The organism is Micromonospora sp. NPDC005203, from assembly GCF_042872705.1.
Classification (GTDB): Bacteria; Actinomycetota; Actinomycetes; order Mycobacteriales; family Micromonosporaceae; genus Micromonospora.
This window is the reverse complement of the sequence record NZ_JBIAKV010000023.1, coordinates 1-16,015: the sequence shown is the minus strand read 5'-3', so window position 1 is coordinate 16,015 and position 16,015 is coordinate 1. Positions and strand designations below refer to the sequence as shown.

Genomic DNA, 16,015 nt, shown 5'->3' with positions numbered 1-16,015 from the left:
CCCGCGCCGACCCCGCGCGGCCCGCCCCACCCGCCCGCCCGCCCCGCGCGGCCCGTAATTCGGTTGACCGTTGGACGCGTCGCGGCGAGCATTGTCGGCGCATGGTGCATCCCGGGCGTGTGTGCCCGGTCGAGAGAGAAGGAGGTCGGCCATGGCCGTCGTCGCCTTTCGCTGTCAGCTGCCTTCTTCAGCCTCGACCAAGGGAACCTCACCACAGTGCGCGATCACGACCTTCCGGCGCTGGAGCGCCGGAGCCGCGGCAAGAGCCGCTTCGACGACGACGAACCGCAGTTTCTGAAGCGCGGGCGGCACACCGAGCCGCCCGCGGACCCGGACAGCGCCCCTGACCCGGACACCGGCGAGCGCTGGTCGTCCTGGGACGACGCCGTCCATGGACCCCAGCCGCACCCGGGCTGGCTGATCACCGAGCTGGCCGCCAAGGACACCGAGTTGGGTGTGCTGAAGACCGGCAAGGAGGCGGACGTCCACCTCGTCCGCCGGGCCGTACCCGACACCGACAGGTTCTGCCTGTTGGCGGTCAAGCGCTACCGCGAGCCTGAGCACCGCCTGTTCCACCGGGACGCCGGTTATCTGGAGGGCCGCCGGGTGCGCCGCTCCCGGGAGAACCGGGCCATGGCCAGCCGGACGGCGTTCGGCCGGCAGATGATCGCCGGGCAGTGGGCCGCCGCCGAGTTCGCCGCGCTGGCCCGGCTCTGGGAGATCAGCGCCGGGAACGACCGGATCGCCGTGCCGTACCCGGTGCAGCTGCGGGGCACCGAGCTGATGCTGGAGTTCGTCGGTGACGCCGAGTCGGGGGAGGCGGCGCCCCGGCTGGCACAACTTCGACCCGATCCGGCCGAACTGCGCGACCTGTGGGGCCAGTTGGTGGAGGCGCTGCGGGTGCTTGCCCGCGCCGGCTACGCGCATGGCGACCTGTCGCCGTACAACCTGCTCGTGCACCGGGGCCGCCTGGTGGTGATCGACCTGCCGCAGGTGGTCGACGTGGTGGCGAACCCGCAGGGGCCGGAGTTCCTGGCCCGGGACGTGCGGGTGGTCAGCACCTGGTTCGCGGCCCGTGGTCTGCCTGCCGAGCAGGTCGACCCCGGCACGTTGACAGGTGAGCTGCTGCACGAGGCGGGCATGCGCTGATCGGAGCGGGTCGGGCGGCCGGGCCGCCCGACCCGCCGGGGTTACTGGAGGTAGCGCTCCACCTCGGGCTTGGGTCGTTCGCCCTGTGTGTCCGGGTCACCGTGGGTGTCCCGGGCGGCCCGCCTGCGGCGCAGGAGGTCCCAACACTGGTCGAGGGACTCCTCCAGGGCGCGCAGCCGTTCGCTGGTCTCGCCCTCGGTGCCCGACTCGTGGGCCTGGGCGTCCGCCCGCAGCTTGTGTTCCTCGTCGACCAGCTCGGTGATCCGGTTCAGGATGGTCTTGTCGTCCATGCTCCTGAGCCTGGCACAGCCCCTCCCGACGCGCCCGGATTCGTATCCCTGCGGGGTGCCGCACCACGATCGGTAACCCCCACCACACCAACAGCGACGCGTCAATGTGGCAATTTTCACGCTCAGTTCACGTGAGGTGACACTTTGGTCGTGCGGAGGTGCTAGCTGCGGGATCGTCCGGGACGGCCCGGGTCGGGGGTGGGTGGCGCCCGCCGGGGCGAGGAACCTTCGCGGTCGGCGTCCTGGTGAAGCGGTTTCGTCAATGCGATGCTCACTCGCATGGTCATTCGCCCTAGCCGAGGCAGGACGCCGCGCGACCCGCAGTGCCACCGACAGGCCGGATCCGCGCAGGTGAGAAATGACTGACTCGACCGTCCCCGCACCCCGCGCACCACACGTCGCCACCCTGCGACGCACGCTGCCCGGGTTGCTTCGTGACCCACTGGGCACGCTGGTCGGGCTCGCCGACGCGTCGCCCGGGCAGATCGTCCAGCTCAACCTGGGCACGATCCGCCCGTACCTGGTCGCCGAGCCCGCCCACGTCCAGCATGTGCTGCGCGACAATGCCGCCAACTACACCCGGGCCGGCGACAGCATGATGTGGAAGTCGGTCAAGAAGCTCGCCGGTGAGGGGATCCTCTCCGAGGGCCCGCACTGGGAGGCGAGTCGCCGCCGACTCCAGCCACACTTCACCGCCAAGCGGATCGACGTGGCAGTGGACGACCTGAGCCGGGCGATCAGCGACGCGGTCGACGAGTTGGCCGTCCCGGCGCGCACCGGCGAACCGGTCGACGCGGCCAGCGAGATCTCCAGGATCATCTGCAAGGCGGTCATCCGGGTCTTCTTCGGCAACAAGATCCCCGTCGCCGACGGTGTGCGGGTCGTCGCGGAACAGGACACCGTGGCGACCGCGCTGCGCTTCCGGCTGCTCACCCCGTTCATGCCGGACAGCGTGCCGATGCCCGGCGACCGCGCCTTCCGGCGGGCCGTGCAGAACATCGACGACATCCTGCTGCCCCTGGTCCGCGCCGAGCGAGCCCGCGACGACGGGGGCGACGACATCGTCGCCTCGCTCGCCCGGGCGCGGGACGACCAGGGCCACAAGCTCGACGAGCAGCGGGTCCGCGACGATCTGGTGTCGATGTTCGCGACCACCACCGAGACCACCTACGTCGTGCTCACCTGGCTCTTCCCGCTGCTGGAGCAACTGCCGGACGTCGCCGCGCGGCTCTACGAGGAGATCGATCGGGTGGTCGGCCCCGGCGAGGTGATCGGTCGCGAGCAGCTCGGCGAGTTGCGCTACACGCGGATGGTGCTGGACGAACTGGTTCGCGCCTACCCGTCGGGCTGGCTGGTGCCCCGGACCGCGATCACCGACGACGTCATCGGCGGCACCCAGATCAAGGCCGGCGGCACCATCGTCCTGAGCCCGTACGTGACCCAACGGTTGGCCCGCTTCTGGGACCGGCCGGCGGTCTTCGACCCGGAACGCTTCGCCCCCGACGCCCCCCGGCGCGCGCACCGGTACGCGTACTACCCGTTCGGCGGCGGCGCCCACCAGTGCATCGGCCAGTACCTCTTCCAGCTCGAGGCGCCGCTGATCGTGGCGACTCTGCTCAGCCGATTCCGGTACCGGCTCTGCACGCCCGGGATGCCGACGCCGCAGCTCGCCGCGTCGCTGCGACCCAAGGAGCGGGTGCCGTTGCTGCTCACCCCACACCGGCAACCGGCCGTGGCGTAGCGGAGTGGCACAGCTCCTAGCGGTCGGCGACGAACTGCGGCAGGCCGCCGACCACGGGCGCGTCTGCGCCCTCGCCGCGCAGGGCCAACGTGACCTGCAGCGCTGCCTGGCGGCCCACCCTGCCGTCTTCGCCGACGGGCCGTTCGACGCCACCCTGACCAGCAGCATCGCGCTGGCCATCGCGTTCAGCGCACCCTGGTGTGACGCCGCCGAGCTGCGACTGACCAACCGGGCGGTGCTCTGGGGGTTCGCACTGGACTGGCAGGTGGACCGGCTGGCCACCTCCGCCGCCGAACTCGACCGGCTGGTCCAGGGGCAGCTCGCCGCCGCCGACGGTGCGCCCGCGGCGACGAACGACCCGTTGGCCCAGTTCCTCGCCGATTTCCGCGCCGACCTGGCTGCCGTGCCGGCGTTCGCCACGCTGGGCGGGGCGTGGCTGGCGGCGGTCGACCGGACCCTGGAGGCGATGCGGCGGGAGTGGCACTGGAAAACGGGAGTACGCGACCGTCTCCAGCCGCCGCCCACCCTCGTCGAATACCTGGGCAACGCCGACAACCTGGCGTGCACAGTCGTCAACGTCGCGCACTTCGTCCGGACGGGCGGGGCGGACACGCCCGCTGGGCTGGACCGGCTGGTGGTCGCCAGTGACGCGGTGCAGCGCGCCCTGCGGCTGGTCAACGACCTGAGCACGTACGAGCGGGATCTCCGCTGGGGCGACCTGAACGCGATCATGCTGGTGGATGACCGGTCGGTGGTGGAGCAGGAATTGACGCGCCTGGTCGGGCAGGCGATCGACCTGATCGGCGAGTTGCGTGCCGACTGCCCGAGGGAGGCCACCTACCTGACCCGACAGCTCGGCTACACCACCGGTTTCTACCGGAGCACCGACTTCTGGGGCGTCTCGTGAGCACCGAGGCGCTGGCCCGGGACGCCGTCGCGGCGCCCGCCCCCGGGTCGACGTCCGTCGTGGACGAGCTGATCGCGGAGTTGTCGCGGCGTCCGTCCGGCCGCACCTCCGCTTCGCCGTACGAAACCGCCCGGCTGGTCTCCCTGGCCCCGTGGCTGACGAGACACGCCGACCGGATCCGGTACCTGCTGGCCGCACAGAGCCCGGACGGCGGCTGGGGTGGGCCGGACGGCTACGCCCTGGTGCCCACCCTGAGCGCCGTCGAGGGGTTGCTCGCCGTGTCGTCGCGCGACGAGCCGGCAGGTTGGTCCCCCGATGCCGTGTACGACGCCGTCGACCGTGCGCTACGGCTGTTGTTCGACCGGGTTGCCAGTCCGGCGACCTGTCCCGTGCCGGACCTGCCGGCCGTGGACCTGATCGTGCCGGCGCTTGTCGACCGGATCGCCGACCACCTCGTCGACCCGCCCACGCGGTTGGCCGGTTGGCGCGGCGTCGGTCGGCCGCCGATGCCCGTCGGCATGGACCGGCGACGGCTCGACCGGGTACGCGCGCTCGCCGCGTCCGGCCGGCCGATGCCGCCCAAGCTGTTGCACGCGTTGGAGATCCTCGGCCCGGCGGCGTGTCGTCTGACCGGTGTCATTGCCACCACCGCGGGAGCGGTCGGTGCCTCCCCGGCTGCCACTGCCGTCTGGCTCGGTGGCCCGGACGAGACGCAACCCGCCGCGATGGGCTACCTGACCGGCACGCTCACGGAGTACGACGGCGCGGTGCCGTGTGCCACCCCGATCACCGTGTTCGAACGCGCCTGGGTGCTGAGCACGCTGGCGCGGGCTGGCGTACGCCCGGTGGTGCCACCCGAACTGGCCGCCGAGCTGCACGACGCGCTCGGGCCGGAGGGCGCGGCCACGGGGCCGGGTCTGCCCATGGACGCCGACACGACCGCGGTGACCCTCTACACGTTAGCTCTCCTGGGTCACCCGACCGACCCGGCCTGCCTGACCCGGTACGACACGGGGGAGCACTTCTGCACCTGGCAGGGTGAGGACGGCTCGTCGGTGACCACCAACGCCCACGTGCTGGAGGCCATCGGTCGGTGCCTCGGCGACGACGTTCCCGCCGCGGCCGCGGTGTCGCGCCGGCTCACCGACTGGCTGATCGACCGGCAGGAGGCCGACGGACAGTGGTGGGACCGGTGGCACGCCTCGCCGTACTACGCCACCTCGTGCGTCGTGCTCGCGCTGCGGGAGCACGGCGGTCCGGCGGCCCGTCCGGCCGTGGAGCGCGCCGTCGCCTGGGTGCTCGACAGCCAACGGGCGGATGGTTCCTGGGGGCGATGGCGCGGCACGGCGGAGGAGACCGCCTACGGTCTGCTCGTGGTGCTGGCGGGGTCACCGTCGCCCCGGGTGGACGCCGCGGTGGCGGTTGCCGCGCGCCGTCTGTCCACAATGCAGGATGCGGACGGGTCCGTTCCACTGTGGCATGACAAGGATCTATACCATCCAACACTGATCGTACGAGCGGCAGTGGCTGCCGCCCGGGCATCGGCCACGGCGAGGCTGAGTGTCTCTGTCGACCACGGAGAGCCGCTGGTCTGCATCGCTTGAGTCAAATTCCGGACACTGCTAGCGTGCGCCGGGCCGGGGGCTGGGCTCATTCAGCCAAACGAAACGGGCGAGGGACGGGTGGGATGGCTTCCCGCAGTGCAAGTTTGCGCACCAAGGTTGTGGCCCTTCTGGTCTCGCTCGCCGCGCTCTGGGCGTTCGCGGCCTGGGTGACCCTGCGCGATGGTCTCAACGTGCTGGGTGTGCAGACGCTCGACGCGCAGGTCGCCGAGCCCAGTGAGACACTGCGCAGCGAGCTCCAGCAGGAGCGTCGGATGTCGGTGGCCTATCTCGGGCGGCGCAACCCGGAGCTGGCGCAGCAGTTGCAGGGCCAGCAGCAGCGCACCGACGGGGGGGCTGCGGCATTCACCAAGGCGGCCCGTAACTGGCGCGCGGGCCTCGCGTCGAGCGACGAACTGAACTCGCGGATCGACGAGGTGTCCGCTCGGCTGGACGCGCTCGGTCCGATGCGTGAGGCCGTCGTCGCCGGCTCGGTGGACCGTGCGACCGCGGCCGCCGCGTACACCGGGGTTCTTGATGCGCTCTTCCGGGTGTACGCGGCCCTGGGTCAGCTCGACGATCCGCAGATTGCCAAGGACACCGTCACCCTCACCCAGTTGGTGCGGGTGCGGGAGTTGATGTCGCAGGAGGACGCCCTCTTCGCCGGCATGGCGGCCGCCGGTCGGATCAGTGCCCCGGAGTACGCCCAGTTCGCGCACCTGGTTGGCGCGCAACGGTTCCTCGTCGCCGAGGCCATGGCCGAGTTGCCCGGCGCGGACCGGCAACGGTACGTCACGATGACCGAGGGTCAGTCCTTCACCCGACTCCGCGCCGTCGAGGACCGCATGATCATCAGCGGGCGTCCGAACGCGCCGCTGCCGGTCGAGGCCGATGACTGGCAGGCCGCGATGGTTCCCGCCCTCCAGGAGCAGGAGTCCGTCGTCCTCGCCGGTGGGGACGCGCTGGTGAAGCGGGCCACCCCGGTGGCGATCTGGGTCGTCGTCCGGCTGGTGCTCGCCACCGGTCTGGGTCTGCTCGCCGTCATCGCCTCCATCGTCGTTTCGATCACCACGGCGCGGACTCTGCTGCGTCAGTTGGGCCGACTGCGCGACGCCGCCTGGCAACTCGCCGACGAGCGGCTGCCGCGGGTCGTGGAGCGGCTCGGGCGCGGCGAGGATGTCGACGTGGCCACCGAGGCGCCTCCGCTGGAGTTCGGCACCGACGAGATCGGCCAGGTCGGCAAGGCGTTCAACGCCGTCCAGGAGACCGCCCTGCGTACCGCGGTCCAGCAGGCCGACCTGCGTCGCAACGTCCGCGAGGTCTTCCTCAGTCTGGCCCGCCGCACCCAGGCGCTCGTGCACCGCCAGCTCACCCTGCTTGACGCGATGGAGCGCCGCGAACACGACGCGGACGAACTGGAGGACCTCTTCCGGGTCGACCACCTGGCCACCCGGATGCGGCGCAACGCGGAAAACCTGATCGTGCTCTCCGGCTCCACCCCCGGTCGGGCATGGCGGCGCAACGTCCCGATGGTCGATGTGGTGCGCGGCGCCGTGGCCGAGGTGGAGGACTACACACGCGTCAACGTGCTGCCGCTCGGCCGGGTCTCGCTCGCCGGCCGCGCGGTCGGCGACATGATCCACCTGCTCGCCGAGCTGATCGAGAACGGCCTGTCGTTCTCCCCACCACACACCACCGTGGAGGTCCGCGGCCAGGTGGTGGCCAACGGGTTCGCCATCGAGATCGAGGACCGGGGCCTCGGCATGAGCGAGGAGGATCTGGCCGCGGCGAACCACCGCATCGTCGACCAGTCCGAGTTGAACCTCGCCAACGCCACCCGCCTCGGGCTGTACGTGGTGAGCCGGCTGACCGAGCGGCACGGGGTACGGGTGCGGCTCAAGGAATCGGCGTACGGCGGCACCACCGCGGTCGTGCTGATCCCACTGGAGCTCGTCACCGAGGACACTGTCGGCGTCGAGGACTCGGGCGAGATCCGTTCCGGCTCGGCCATCCCGCTGCCGTCGGGGCCATCCGGCACCAGTGGTCGCCCCGCCATCCTCGCGCCGGTCGCGGTGGCCGCGTCGACGACCAGCACCCGCGAGACGCCGGAAGCGGTGACCCCGCCGGCGCCGGTGTCGGACGAGACCGCGACCCCGGAGGTCGTGGCCGACGAGGGCGGCGGCCTGCCCACCCGGCAGCGGACCGCCTCGATCACCGACAAATCCGAGCTTCCCACCCGAGCCCGGCGTGTCCCGGGCCTGCAAGCCCTGGAGGCCCCCACGGTGCCCACCGGCCTGCCCGCGGTCGACGGCAACCGGTCGACCGAGAGCCGCGACGTGCCGGACGCGGCCAGCGACGGTGGTCCCGAGACCGCCGAGGCCGAGGCGGTCCGGACCGACTCGGGCCTGCCCGTCCGCGTCCGACAGGCGAACATCGTCCCCGAGTTGCGGGACGACCCGGCTACGACCGAGGACGACGACGACCTGGATGTGGTCCGCCCCCCGGAGCAGGTGCGCCGGATGATGAGTTCGTACCAGACCGGCACCCGGCGTGGTCGGACCGACGCGGCGCGGCTGCTCGGCGGCACCTCCGGCACCTCGACGGCGTCAACCCCCGAGCTGACCGACGAGGACCCGAAAACGACCTGACCAAGCGCTGGTTTTCCGCGCGGTGTGACGGTCAACCCGAGACGAGAACGGCGCACAGCCGGGCGAGAAGAGGACGACGAAGTGGCGCAGAAGACGGCTTCGAGTGCCGACCTGACGTGGTTGCTGGATGACCTGGTGGGCCGGGTGAAGCAGGCCGAGCACGCGGTCGCGCTCTCCACCGACGGCCTGTTGATGGCCTCCTCCCAGGGGTTGAGCCGGGACGACGGCGAGCACCTCGCCGCGATGGCGGCCGGCATCCAGAGCCTGGCCCGGGGCGCCGGTAAACGCTTCGGTGGCGGGCAGGTGCAGCAGACGATCATCGAGATGCAGTCGTCGTTCCTGTTCGTCACCGCGGCCGGCCGTAACGCCTGCCTGGCGGTGCTGGCCAGTGAGGACGCCGACGTCGGGCTGATCGCCTACGAGATGGCGATGCTCGTCACCCGCGTCGGCAAGTACGTAGCGTCGCCGTCCCGCACCGAGCAGCCGGCCGGCGAGAGGTAGCGGTGATGACGGTCCAGGGGGAGTCCGCAGGCCAGCAGTGGGTGGATGACCACGCTGGTCCGGTCGTTCGGCCGTACGCGGTGACGCGCGGACGGGCCCGCCCGATCACCGGCACGTTCGACCTGATCTCCCTGGTCACCGCGACTCGCGCCGAGGTCACACCGGAGATCGGTCTCGGCCCGGAGCACCTGGCGATCGTCGGGCTGTGCCAACGCATACAGTCCGTCGCCGAGATCGCCGCCCATCTCGACCTGCCGGTGGGCACCATCCGGGTGCTCCTCGGTGACCTCGCGGCTCGCAGCCTGGTGCAGGTCCGCGAGCCGCACACCACGGCCGGCCTTCCCGACAACAGCATCTTCGAGGCGGTAATCAATGGACTACGGGCACTCTGACCGGCCGGCGGGAGCGACCCCACTGCCCACCGCGATCAAGATCCTGGTCGCTGGCGGCTTCGGCGTGGGCAAGACGACCATGGTCGGTGCGGTCAGCGAGACCCGGCCGTTGCGCACCGAGGAGGTGCTGACGGAGTCGGGGGTCGGCATCGACGACCTGTCCGGGGTGGAGGGTAAGACCACCACCACCGTGGCCATGGACTTCGGCCGGATCACCATCAGTGACGATCTGGTGCTGTACCTGTTCGGCACGCCGGGGCAGGACCGGTTCTGGTTCGTCTGGGACGAGCTGGCGTTGGGCGCGATCGGCGCGGTGGTGTTGGCGGACACCCGCCGGCTCGCCGACTGCTTCCCGTCGATCGACTACTTCGAGGGCCGAGGCACGCCCTTCGTGGTCGCGGTGAACTGCTTCGCGGGCGCCCGGCAGTATCGGCTCGACGAGGTGCAGGCCGCGCTGAACCTGGACCCGGGGGTACCGGTGCTGCTCTGCGACGCCCGGCAGCGCGAGTCGAGCAAGGAGGTGCTCGTGACGCTGATGGAGCACGCCATGAAGACCCGCGAGGCTCGCCGCCGCGCCGCCAACGGAGACTGACCGGATCGCCGCGTGCCACGCCACCGCCGTCTCGGCCGCCGACACCGACTGGCCGGCGAATCGCTCGCGCCTATGACGCGCTCGCCGACATCCGCCCCTCGCCGGTGATCGCGCTCAACGGTGCGGTCGCGCGGGGCTACGCGTACGGGCCGGCCGCCGGGTTGGACCTGCTCGACGCGGCACACGCCGGGGGAGGGTTGGTCGGTGACCCGCTCGCGGTGGCCGTACGGGCCGATCTGGTTGCGCGCCGGGGCGACCGGCTGCGCGCCGCCGGACTGTTCCGGGAGGCGGCGGCAGGGGTGGGCTCGACCGCCGAGCGCCGTGCGCTGCTCGACCGGGCGGCCGAACTCGCCCGGTAGGACAGTGGCGGTCAGCCGCGCTTGGCCAACGCCAGGAATCGGGTCCAGGCCGCCGGGTCGAAGGCGAGCGTCGGACCGGCCGGGTCCTTCGAGTCGCGTACGCCGATGACGCCCGCGAGGTTGTCGGCCACCTCGACGCAGTTCCCGCCGTTGTTGCCACTCTTGCTGCTCTTGCGCCACCGAGCGCCGGTCAGGTCCATGATGCCGCCGCTTCTCTGATGAGGTTGAGGGACTGCGCACGCGACAGGGCGCCATCGCGAACGCGCTCCCACCGTCGATCCAGGCTAGCAAGGTCGGCGGTCTTGTCGATGAGCTGCGCCTGGGCCTGGCTGTCGACGTGCGCGACCCGCCCCCCGTCCGGCATCTCCGCGATGGTGAACGGCCCACCGAGGCCCGGGTACATGCCGACGTCGGCGGGCACGACGAACAGCGACACGTTCGGCAGCGTGGCCTGCTCGGCCAGCCGCTCGCACTGCTCGCGCATCATGGCCCGGTCGCCGTCGAGTGTGCGCCGAAGAATTCCCTCGTCGAGGACCGCGACGATTCGCAGTGGGCGTTCCCGGCGCAGGATGGCCTGCCGGCTCAGCCGCGCCTCGGCGAGATCGTCGGCCTCGGCCGGCGTCAACGCCTCGCCGACAAGCGTCGCCAGCGCGTACGCCTTCGTTTGGAAGAGGCCGGGTACCCACGCGAGTTCGAACCACCGCAGCGACAGTGCCTCGCGCTCGATCTCGGCCCAGGGCCGGAACCAGGCCGGTGTCCGGCGCTTCAGCGCGTCCGGCCACAGCTCGTCAACGTTCCGGCCGAGCAGTTCGGCGACCTTTGCGCGATGACGCGTCTGCGGAATTCGTGCCGTGCTCGCCCACTTGGCGGCCGTCTTCGGATCGACACCAATCTGCGCAGCGAGACTGTCCGCCGTGTGGCCCCTCTCGGCCATCGCCGCCTGTACGGCTCGATTCATCTCCGCACCTCCCAGAACGTTCCAGACGTCGAGAGGAGATACTTCTACGCGTTGTGATCGCTTGGCAACCCTCGGCAGTGTGTTGTGGAGACAGCACCGTGGAGGGAGCGCAGGATGCCCGAGGACAGGCCCCATAACCACCCCAAGCCGACGGGCGGCCCACCGCCGGTCCGGCCGAGCCTGCCCCGTCCGACCGGGCCACGGCACCCTCCGTACCGTGGCCCGGGTCGCGCGCCGAACGTCGTAACCGAATCACGCTGGCGCTCCCGGTGCGGCCCGCCGGTCGCGCACACCGCCGACGGCCCGCTGTGGACGTGCGACGCCTGCGGACGGGACTGGCCCTGCCCGGCGCTGCGAGCGACCCCGACGGACTTCGCTCGCCGGGCGACCCTGATCCCCGAGTTCTCCCGGATCACCCGCCGGGCCATCCGCGACCTGCGCGGCCGGCCGGGCGGACCCGATCCGGTCGCCATCGTTCGCCGTTTCCTCTGGTTCCTGCCGCTCACCGACGAGGAGGCCCGCGCGGTCGCGCTGCGCCTGCGTTGAGCGATCACCCTGTCGTGCATCCTTGTTGGACACTAGCCGGCGACCGATATGGTGGCCTGATGGAATTGCCGTTCGAACTTGCTCTGCGCGGTTACGACATGCGTCAGGTCGAGAGTCTCTTTGCTGAAGTCGACAGGGCTCTGGCTACTGACAGCGCTGTGTCACGGGCTGCCGCACGAGACGCGCTGCGGGCGGCTAGCCTGCGACGGCGGTTACGTGGCTACGAGATGCGGCAGGTGGATGCGGCGATAGACCAACGGCTGGCTGCCCTCGCGCTCCCGGACACCCGGAGCGGGCCGGCATGACCAGCTGGCATCCCGCCCGTGCCGTGGGACTCCGGGCGCTCTGACCGCGAGCCTTCCTCGGCTTGCATGGCGAGGGCCGCCCCCACCGAAGCGGGAGCGGCCCTCGACCAGCCGTCTGCGATCAGTTGGCGATCATGCGGCGCAGCACGTACTGCAGGATGCCGCCGTGCCGGTAGTAGTCCGCCTCACCGGGGGTGTCGATCCGCACCACCGCGTCGAACTCCACGCCGGTGTCGGTGCTGACCTGCACGGTGCGCGGGGTGTCCCCGTCGTTGAGGGCGGTCACCCCGGTGATGGTGAACGTCTCCGTGCCGGTGAGACCGAGCGACTCGGCGGTGACATCGACCGGGAACTGCAACGGCAGCACGCCCATGCCGATCAGATTGGAGCGGTGGATCCGCTCGTACGACTCGGCGATGACCGCCCGCACACCCAGCAGCATCGTGCCCTTGGCAGCCCAGTCCCGCGACGAGCCGGAACCGTACTCCTTGCCGGCCAGCACGACCAGCGGGATGCCGGCCTCCTGGTAGGCGACGGAGGCGTCGTAGATCGAGGTCTGCTCGCCGGTGAGGTGGTTGACGGTGAAGCCACCCTCCACGCCGGGGACCAGCTGGTTGCGCAGCCGGATGTTGGCGAACGTGCCCCGGATCATCACCTCGTGGTTGCCCCGCCGGGAACCGTACGAGTTGAACTCGTGGCGCGGCACGCCGTGCTCGGCGAGGTACGTGCCGGCCGGAGAGTCGGCCTTGATCGCGCCGGCGGGCGAGATGTGGTCGGTGGTCACCGAGTCACCCAGCTTCGCCAGCACGCGCGCACCGGCGATGTCCACGACCGGGCTCGGCTCCTGCTGCATGCCCTCGAAGTACGGGGGCTTGCGCACGTAGGTGGAGTCGCTCTCCCAGGCGAAGGTGTCGCCGGTCGGGGTGGGCAGCGACTGCCACCGCTCGTCGCCGGCGAAGACATCGGCGTACGCGGCACTGAACCCGGTCGCGCCGATCGCCTGGGCGATGACGTCTTGGATCTCGGTGCTGTTCGGCCAGATCTCCCGCAGGTAGACCGGGTTGCCCTCGGTGTCCTCACCGATCGGCTCGTTGGCCAGGTCGATGTCCATGGTGCCGGCGAGCGCGTACGCGACCACCAGCGGCGGGGAGGCCAGGTAGTTCATCTTGACGTCCGGGTTGATCCGGCCCTCGAAGTTCCGGTTGCCCGACAGCACCGAGACGACCGACAGGTCGTGCTCGTTGACGGCGGCGGAAACCTCCTCGGGCAGCGGCCCCGAGTTGCCGATGCAGGTGGTGCAGCCGTAGCCGACCAGGTTGAAGCCGAGCTTGTCCAGGTACGGGGTGAGGCCGGCCCGCTCGTAGTAGTCCATGACGACCTTCGAGCCCGGCGCCAGGGTGGTCTTCACCCACGGCTTGCGGCTCAGGCCCTTGTCGACGGCGTTCCGGGCCAGCAGCGCGGCACCGATCATCACCTGCGGGTTGGACGTGTTGGTGCAGGAGGTGATCGCGGCGATCACCACGGCGCCGTGGTCCAACTCGTACTCGACGCCGTCGGCACCGGTGACCCGGACCGGGTTGCTGGCTCGGCCACCCGCGCCGACCGCCGCGGTCTCCAGGTCACGCGGCTCGTCGGCCGGGTCGCTGAAGTCGTTGGCCGGCGGGTCGCTGGCCGGGAAGGACTCGGCGCTGGCCTCGTCGGCCGGCCCGTTGGCACCGCGGGGCAGCTCCTCGCGGGGAACGCCCGGCTTGAAGTCACGCTCGCCGGCGGAGTCGTCGGCCACATAGTCGGTCAGCGCCGAGCGGAACAGCGTCTTGGCGCTGCCCAGCGGCACCCGGTCCTGCGGGCGCTTCGGGCCGGCGAGCGACGGCTCGATGGTGCCGAGGTCCAGCTCCAGGCGCTCGGAGTAGTCCGGCTCGTGGTTCGGGTCGTGCCAGAGGCCCTGCTCCTTGGCGTACGCCTCGACGAGCGCGACCTGCGTGGCGTCGCGGCCGGTCAGCTCCAGGTAGCGGACCGTCTCCGCGTCGATCGGGAAGATCGCCACAGTGGAGCCGTACTCCGGGGACATGTTGCCGATGGTGGCCCGGTTGGCCAGCGGTACGGCGCTCACGCCGGGGCCGTAGAACTCGACGAACTTGCCGACCACGCCGTGCTTGCGCAGCATCTCGGTGATGGTCAGCACCAGGTCGGTGGCGGTGGTGCCGGCCGGCATCTCACCGTGCAGCTTGAAGCCCACCACCCGGGGGATCAGCATGCTGACCGGCTGGCCGAGCATCGCGGCCTCGGCCTCGATGCCGCCGACGCCCCAGCCCAGCACACCCAGGCCGTTGACCATCGTGGTGTGCGAGTCGGTGCCGACCACGGTGTCCGGGTACGCCTGGCCGCCGCGCTCCATGATGGTGCGGGCCAGGTACTCGATGTTGACCTGGTGCACGATGCCGGTGCCCGGCGGGACGACCTTGAACTCGTTGAACGCGGTCTGACCCCAGCGCAGGAACTGGTAGCGCTCCTTGTTGCGCTCGTACTCCAGCTCGACGTTGCGGGCGAACGCGTCCTCGCGGCCGAACAGGTCGGCGATCACCGAGTGGTCGATGACCAGCTCGGCCGGGGCGAGGGGGTTGACCTTGCTGGCGTCGCCGCCCAGGTCACGCACGGCCTCGCGCATGGTGGCCAGGTCGACCACGCAGGGCACGCCGGTGAAGTCCTGCATGAGCACCCGCGCCGGGGTGAACTGGATCTCGACGCTCGGGGCGGCGGTGGAGTCCCACGCGCCGAGCTGCTCGATGTGGTCGGCGGTGATGTTCGCGCCGTCCTCGGTCCGCAGCAGGTTCTCCAGCAGGATCTTCAGGCTGTACGGCAGCCGCGCGTGGCCGTCCACCTTGTCAATCTTGAAAATCTCGTAGCTCGCGTCTCCGACGCGTAGCTGGGTCTTCGCACCGAAGGTGTCGAGGCTCGCCACGTCGTACTCCTTCACACCAGCGACCGTAAGTAGTCCTGAGCAGTCTGTCGCACCGGTCGGGGTACCGCCGAGGTTAGGTGACACTTACCGCCCGATCACGCTCTCAACAAAACCGTACGTCCGTCTTGCTATTTGCGCAACCCGGGTGTCGGCCTCCAGCCACCCTTGCCCCTAGCCTCCTAGGACGCCTCACGAGGGGTGCGGAGGGCCACCGGGCCAGCTGGCCGCGGGTAGGGTTCGAAGCCCGGTCGGAGAAGGGGTCAACCGTGTTCGACGTCCAGCACTGGCTCGTGTCGCTGCCACCGATCGCGGTATACCTGCTGGTCGGCGGCGTCATCGGTGTGGAGAGCATGGGCATCCCTCTGCCGGGTGAGATCGTCCTGGTCAGCAGCGCACTGCTCGCCGCCACGGGCGTGGTGGAACCGGAGTGGGTGGCCACCGCCGCGGCCACCGGTGCGATCGTCGGCGACTCCATCGGGTACGCGGTCGGTCGCCGCGGTGGTCGACCACTGCTGGCCCGACTGGGCCGGCGGTTCCCCCGCCATCTCGGACCCGCCCAACTCGTCCGAGCCGAGCAGAGCTTCGCCCGCTACGGCGTCTGGGCTGTGTTCTTCGGCCGCTTCGTCGCGCTGCTGCGGATCCTGGCCGGCCCGCTCGCCGGGGCACTGCGCGTGCCGTACCGGCGATTCCTGCTGGCCAACGCCGCCGGCGGGCTGGTCTGGGCGTTCGGCACCACCTACCTGTTGTTCAGCGTGGGCCGGGCGGCCGAGCACTGGCTCAAGGACATCTCCTGGGCCGGGCTGGTCCTCGCGGTGCTCGCCGGTCTGGCCAGCACCTGGTGGCTGCGGCGACGAGCGCACCGCATCGAGGCAGCCGACCCAGCGGCGGACGGTGAGCCAGCGGTGGCCGCTGGGCCGGTGACGGATGCTGGGCCGGCGCGCGTGGGTCGGGAACCCTGATTCGAGTACGCCGAAGGGCCGGTCCCCGTGGTGGGGTCCGGCCCTTCGGCGTGCGGGTTGTGGGTCAGCTGGTGGCGTAGCCGCGGGTGGCGATCCAGTCGGCGAGGT

15 protein-coding genes are annotated in these 16,015 nt (G+C 71.0%); 11 read left to right on the top strand and 4 right to left on the bottom strand.

Going from position 1 to position 16,015, the window contains the following annotated elements:
• Nucleotides 1-216: 216 nt before the first annotated feature.
• Nucleotides 217-1,149 (top strand): serine protein kinase RIO, encoded by a 933-nt coding sequence (locus ACFYPM_RS30825; protein ID WP_387204472.1) that lies wholly within the window; start codon nucleotides 217-219, stop codon nucleotides 1,147-1,149.
• A gap of 41 nt (nucleotides 1,150-1,190) precedes the next feature.
• Here ACFYPM_RS30825 and ACFYPM_RS30820 read toward each other — a convergent pair whose 3' ends face one another.
• Nucleotides 1,191-1,439, bottom strand: a complete 249-nt coding sequence (locus ACFYPM_RS30820; protein ID WP_387204469.1) for a DUF2630 family protein — start codon at nucleotides 1,437-1,439, stop codon at nucleotides 1,191-1,193.
• 358 nt (nucleotides 1,440-1,797) lie between these two features.
• Between ACFYPM_RS30820 and ACFYPM_RS30815 the strand changes: the two genes are divergently transcribed.
• The 8 genes from ACFYPM_RS30815 to ACFYPM_RS30780 all read left to right on the top strand — a co-directional run bounded on the left by ACFYPM_RS30815 (nucleotide 1,798) and on the right by ACFYPM_RS30780 (nucleotide 10,180).
• The gene (locus ACFYPM_RS30815; protein ID WP_387204466.1) at nucleotides 1,798-3,180 is read left to right on the top strand and encodes a cytochrome P450; all 1,383 of its coding nucleotides are present in this window, start codon (nucleotides 1,798-1,800) and stop codon (nucleotides 3,178-3,180) included.
• A 4-nt stretch (nucleotides 3,181-3,184) separates the two neighbouring features.
• Complete coding sequence (locus ACFYPM_RS30810) at nucleotides 3,185-4,087, top strand: terpene synthase family protein (protein ID WP_387204463.1); 903 nt, start codon at nucleotides 3,185-3,187, stop codon at nucleotides 4,085-4,087.
• Nucleotides 4,084-5,691 (top strand): prenyltransferase/squalene oxidase repeat-containing protein, encoded by a 1,608-nt coding sequence (locus ACFYPM_RS30805; RefSeq protein ID WP_387204460.1) that lies wholly within the window; start codon nucleotides 4,084-4,086, stop codon nucleotides 5,689-5,691. Before ACFYPM_RS30810 ends, ACFYPM_RS30805 begins: the two co-directional genes overlap by 4 nt.
• A 104-nt stretch (nucleotides 5,692-5,795) precedes the next feature.
• Nucleotides 5,796-8,336 (top strand): nitrate- and nitrite sensing domain-containing protein, encoded by a 2,541-nt coding sequence (locus tag ACFYPM_RS30800; RefSeq protein WP_387204458.1) that lies wholly within the window; start codon nucleotides 5,796-5,798, stop codon nucleotides 8,334-8,336.
• An 81-nt stretch (nucleotides 8,337-8,417) separates the two neighbouring features.
• Entirely contained in the window at nucleotides 8,418-8,837 is a 420-nt protein-coding gene (locus ACFYPM_RS30795) for a roadblock/LC7 domain-containing protein (protein WP_355032793.1), read from the top strand.
• Nucleotides 8,838-8,842: 5 nt separating this feature from the next.
• Nucleotides 8,843-9,229 (top strand): DUF742 domain-containing protein, encoded by a 387-nt coding sequence (locus tag ACFYPM_RS30790; RefSeq protein WP_357248747.1) that lies wholly within the window; start codon nucleotides 8,843-8,845, stop codon nucleotides 9,227-9,229.
• A complete protein-coding gene (locus ACFYPM_RS30785) occupies nucleotides 9,210-9,821 on the top strand; it encodes an ATP/GTP-binding protein (protein WP_387204454.1) in 612 nt (203 codons plus the stop codon). Before ACFYPM_RS30790 ends, ACFYPM_RS30785 begins: the two co-directional genes overlap by 20 nt.
• 104 nt (nucleotides 9,822-9,925) lie before the next feature.
• The gene (locus tag ACFYPM_RS30780; RefSeq protein WP_387204451.1) at nucleotides 9,926-10,180 is read left to right on the top strand and encodes a hypothetical protein; all 255 of its coding nucleotides are present in this window, start codon (nucleotides 9,926-9,928) and stop codon (nucleotides 10,178-10,180) included.
• Nucleotides 10,181-10,191: 11 nt separating this feature from the next.
• On the opposite strand, the gene ACFYPM_RS30775 is transcribed toward ACFYPM_RS30780, so the two are convergent.
• Both ACFYPM_RS30775 and ACFYPM_RS30770 read right to left on the bottom strand, forming a co-directional pair.
• Nucleotides 10,192-10,380, bottom strand: coding sequence for a DUF397 domain-containing protein (locus ACFYPM_RS30775; RefSeq protein ID WP_387204448.1), 189 nt, complete (start codon nucleotides 10,378-10,380; stop codon nucleotides 10,192-10,194).
• Nucleotides 10,371-11,138 (bottom strand): Scr1 family TA system antitoxin-like transcriptional regulator, encoded by a 768-nt coding sequence (locus ACFYPM_RS30770; RefSeq protein ID WP_387204445.1) that lies wholly within the window; start codon nucleotides 11,136-11,138, stop codon nucleotides 10,371-10,373. Before ACFYPM_RS30770 ends, ACFYPM_RS30775 begins: the two co-directional genes overlap by 10 nt.
• A gap of 114 nt (nucleotides 11,139-11,252) precedes the next feature.
• Between ACFYPM_RS30770 and ACFYPM_RS30765 the strand changes: the two genes are divergently transcribed.
• Nucleotides 11,253-11,684 carry a hypothetical protein gene (locus ACFYPM_RS30765; protein ID WP_387204442.1) on the top strand — a complete coding sequence of 144 codons (432 nt, stop codon included), beginning with the start codon at nucleotides 11,253-11,255 and terminating at the stop codon, nucleotides 11,682-11,684.
• Between the two features lie 426 nt (nucleotides 11,685-12,110).
• Here the strand turns inward: ACFYPM_RS30765 and ACFYPM_RS30760 are convergent, their stop codons facing one another.
• A complete protein-coding gene (locus ACFYPM_RS30760) occupies nucleotides 12,111-14,963 on the bottom strand; it encodes an aconitate hydratase (RefSeq protein WP_387204439.1) in 2,853 nt (950 codons plus the stop codon).
• 251 nt (nucleotides 14,964-15,214) lie between these two features.
• Here ACFYPM_RS30760 and ACFYPM_RS30755 point away from each other — a divergent pair, with 251 nt between their 5' ends.
• Nucleotides 15,215-15,907, top strand: coding sequence for a DedA family protein (locus tag ACFYPM_RS30755; protein ID WP_387204436.1), 693 nt, complete (start codon nucleotides 15,215-15,217; stop codon nucleotides 15,905-15,907).
• Nucleotides 15,908-16,015: the final 108 nt, after the last annotated feature.

Bases quoted from the DNA above. Each gene is read 5' to 3' on its own strand.
- ACFYPM_RS30820 (WP_387204469.1), bottom strand. From the start codon at position 1,439: ATGGACGACAAGACCATCCTGAACCGGATCACCGAGCTGGTCGACGAG.
- ACFYPM_RS30815 (WP_387204466.1), top strand. From the start codon at position 1,798: ATGACTGACTCGACCGTCCCCGCACCCCGCGCACCACACGTCGCCACC.
- ACFYPM_RS30790 (WP_357248747.1), top strand. From the start codon at position 8,843: ATGACGGTCCAGGGGGAGTCCGCAGGCCAGCAGTGGGTGGATGACCAC.
- ACFYPM_RS30785 (WP_387204454.1), top strand. From the start codon at position 9,210: ATGGACTACGGGCACTCTGACCGGCCGGCGGGAGCGACCCCACTGCCC.
- ACFYPM_RS30775 (WP_387204448.1), bottom strand. From the start codon at position 10,380: ATGGACCTGACCGGCGCTCGGTGGCGCAAGAGCAGCAAGAGTGGCAAC.
- ACFYPM_RS30770 (WP_387204445.1), bottom strand. From the start codon at position 11,138: ATGAATCGAGCCGTACAGGCGGCGATGGCCGAGAGGGGCCACACGGCG.
- ACFYPM_RS30765 (WP_387204442.1), top strand. From the start codon at position 11,253: ATGCCCGAGGACAGGCCCCATAACCACCCCAAGCCGACGGGCGGCCCA.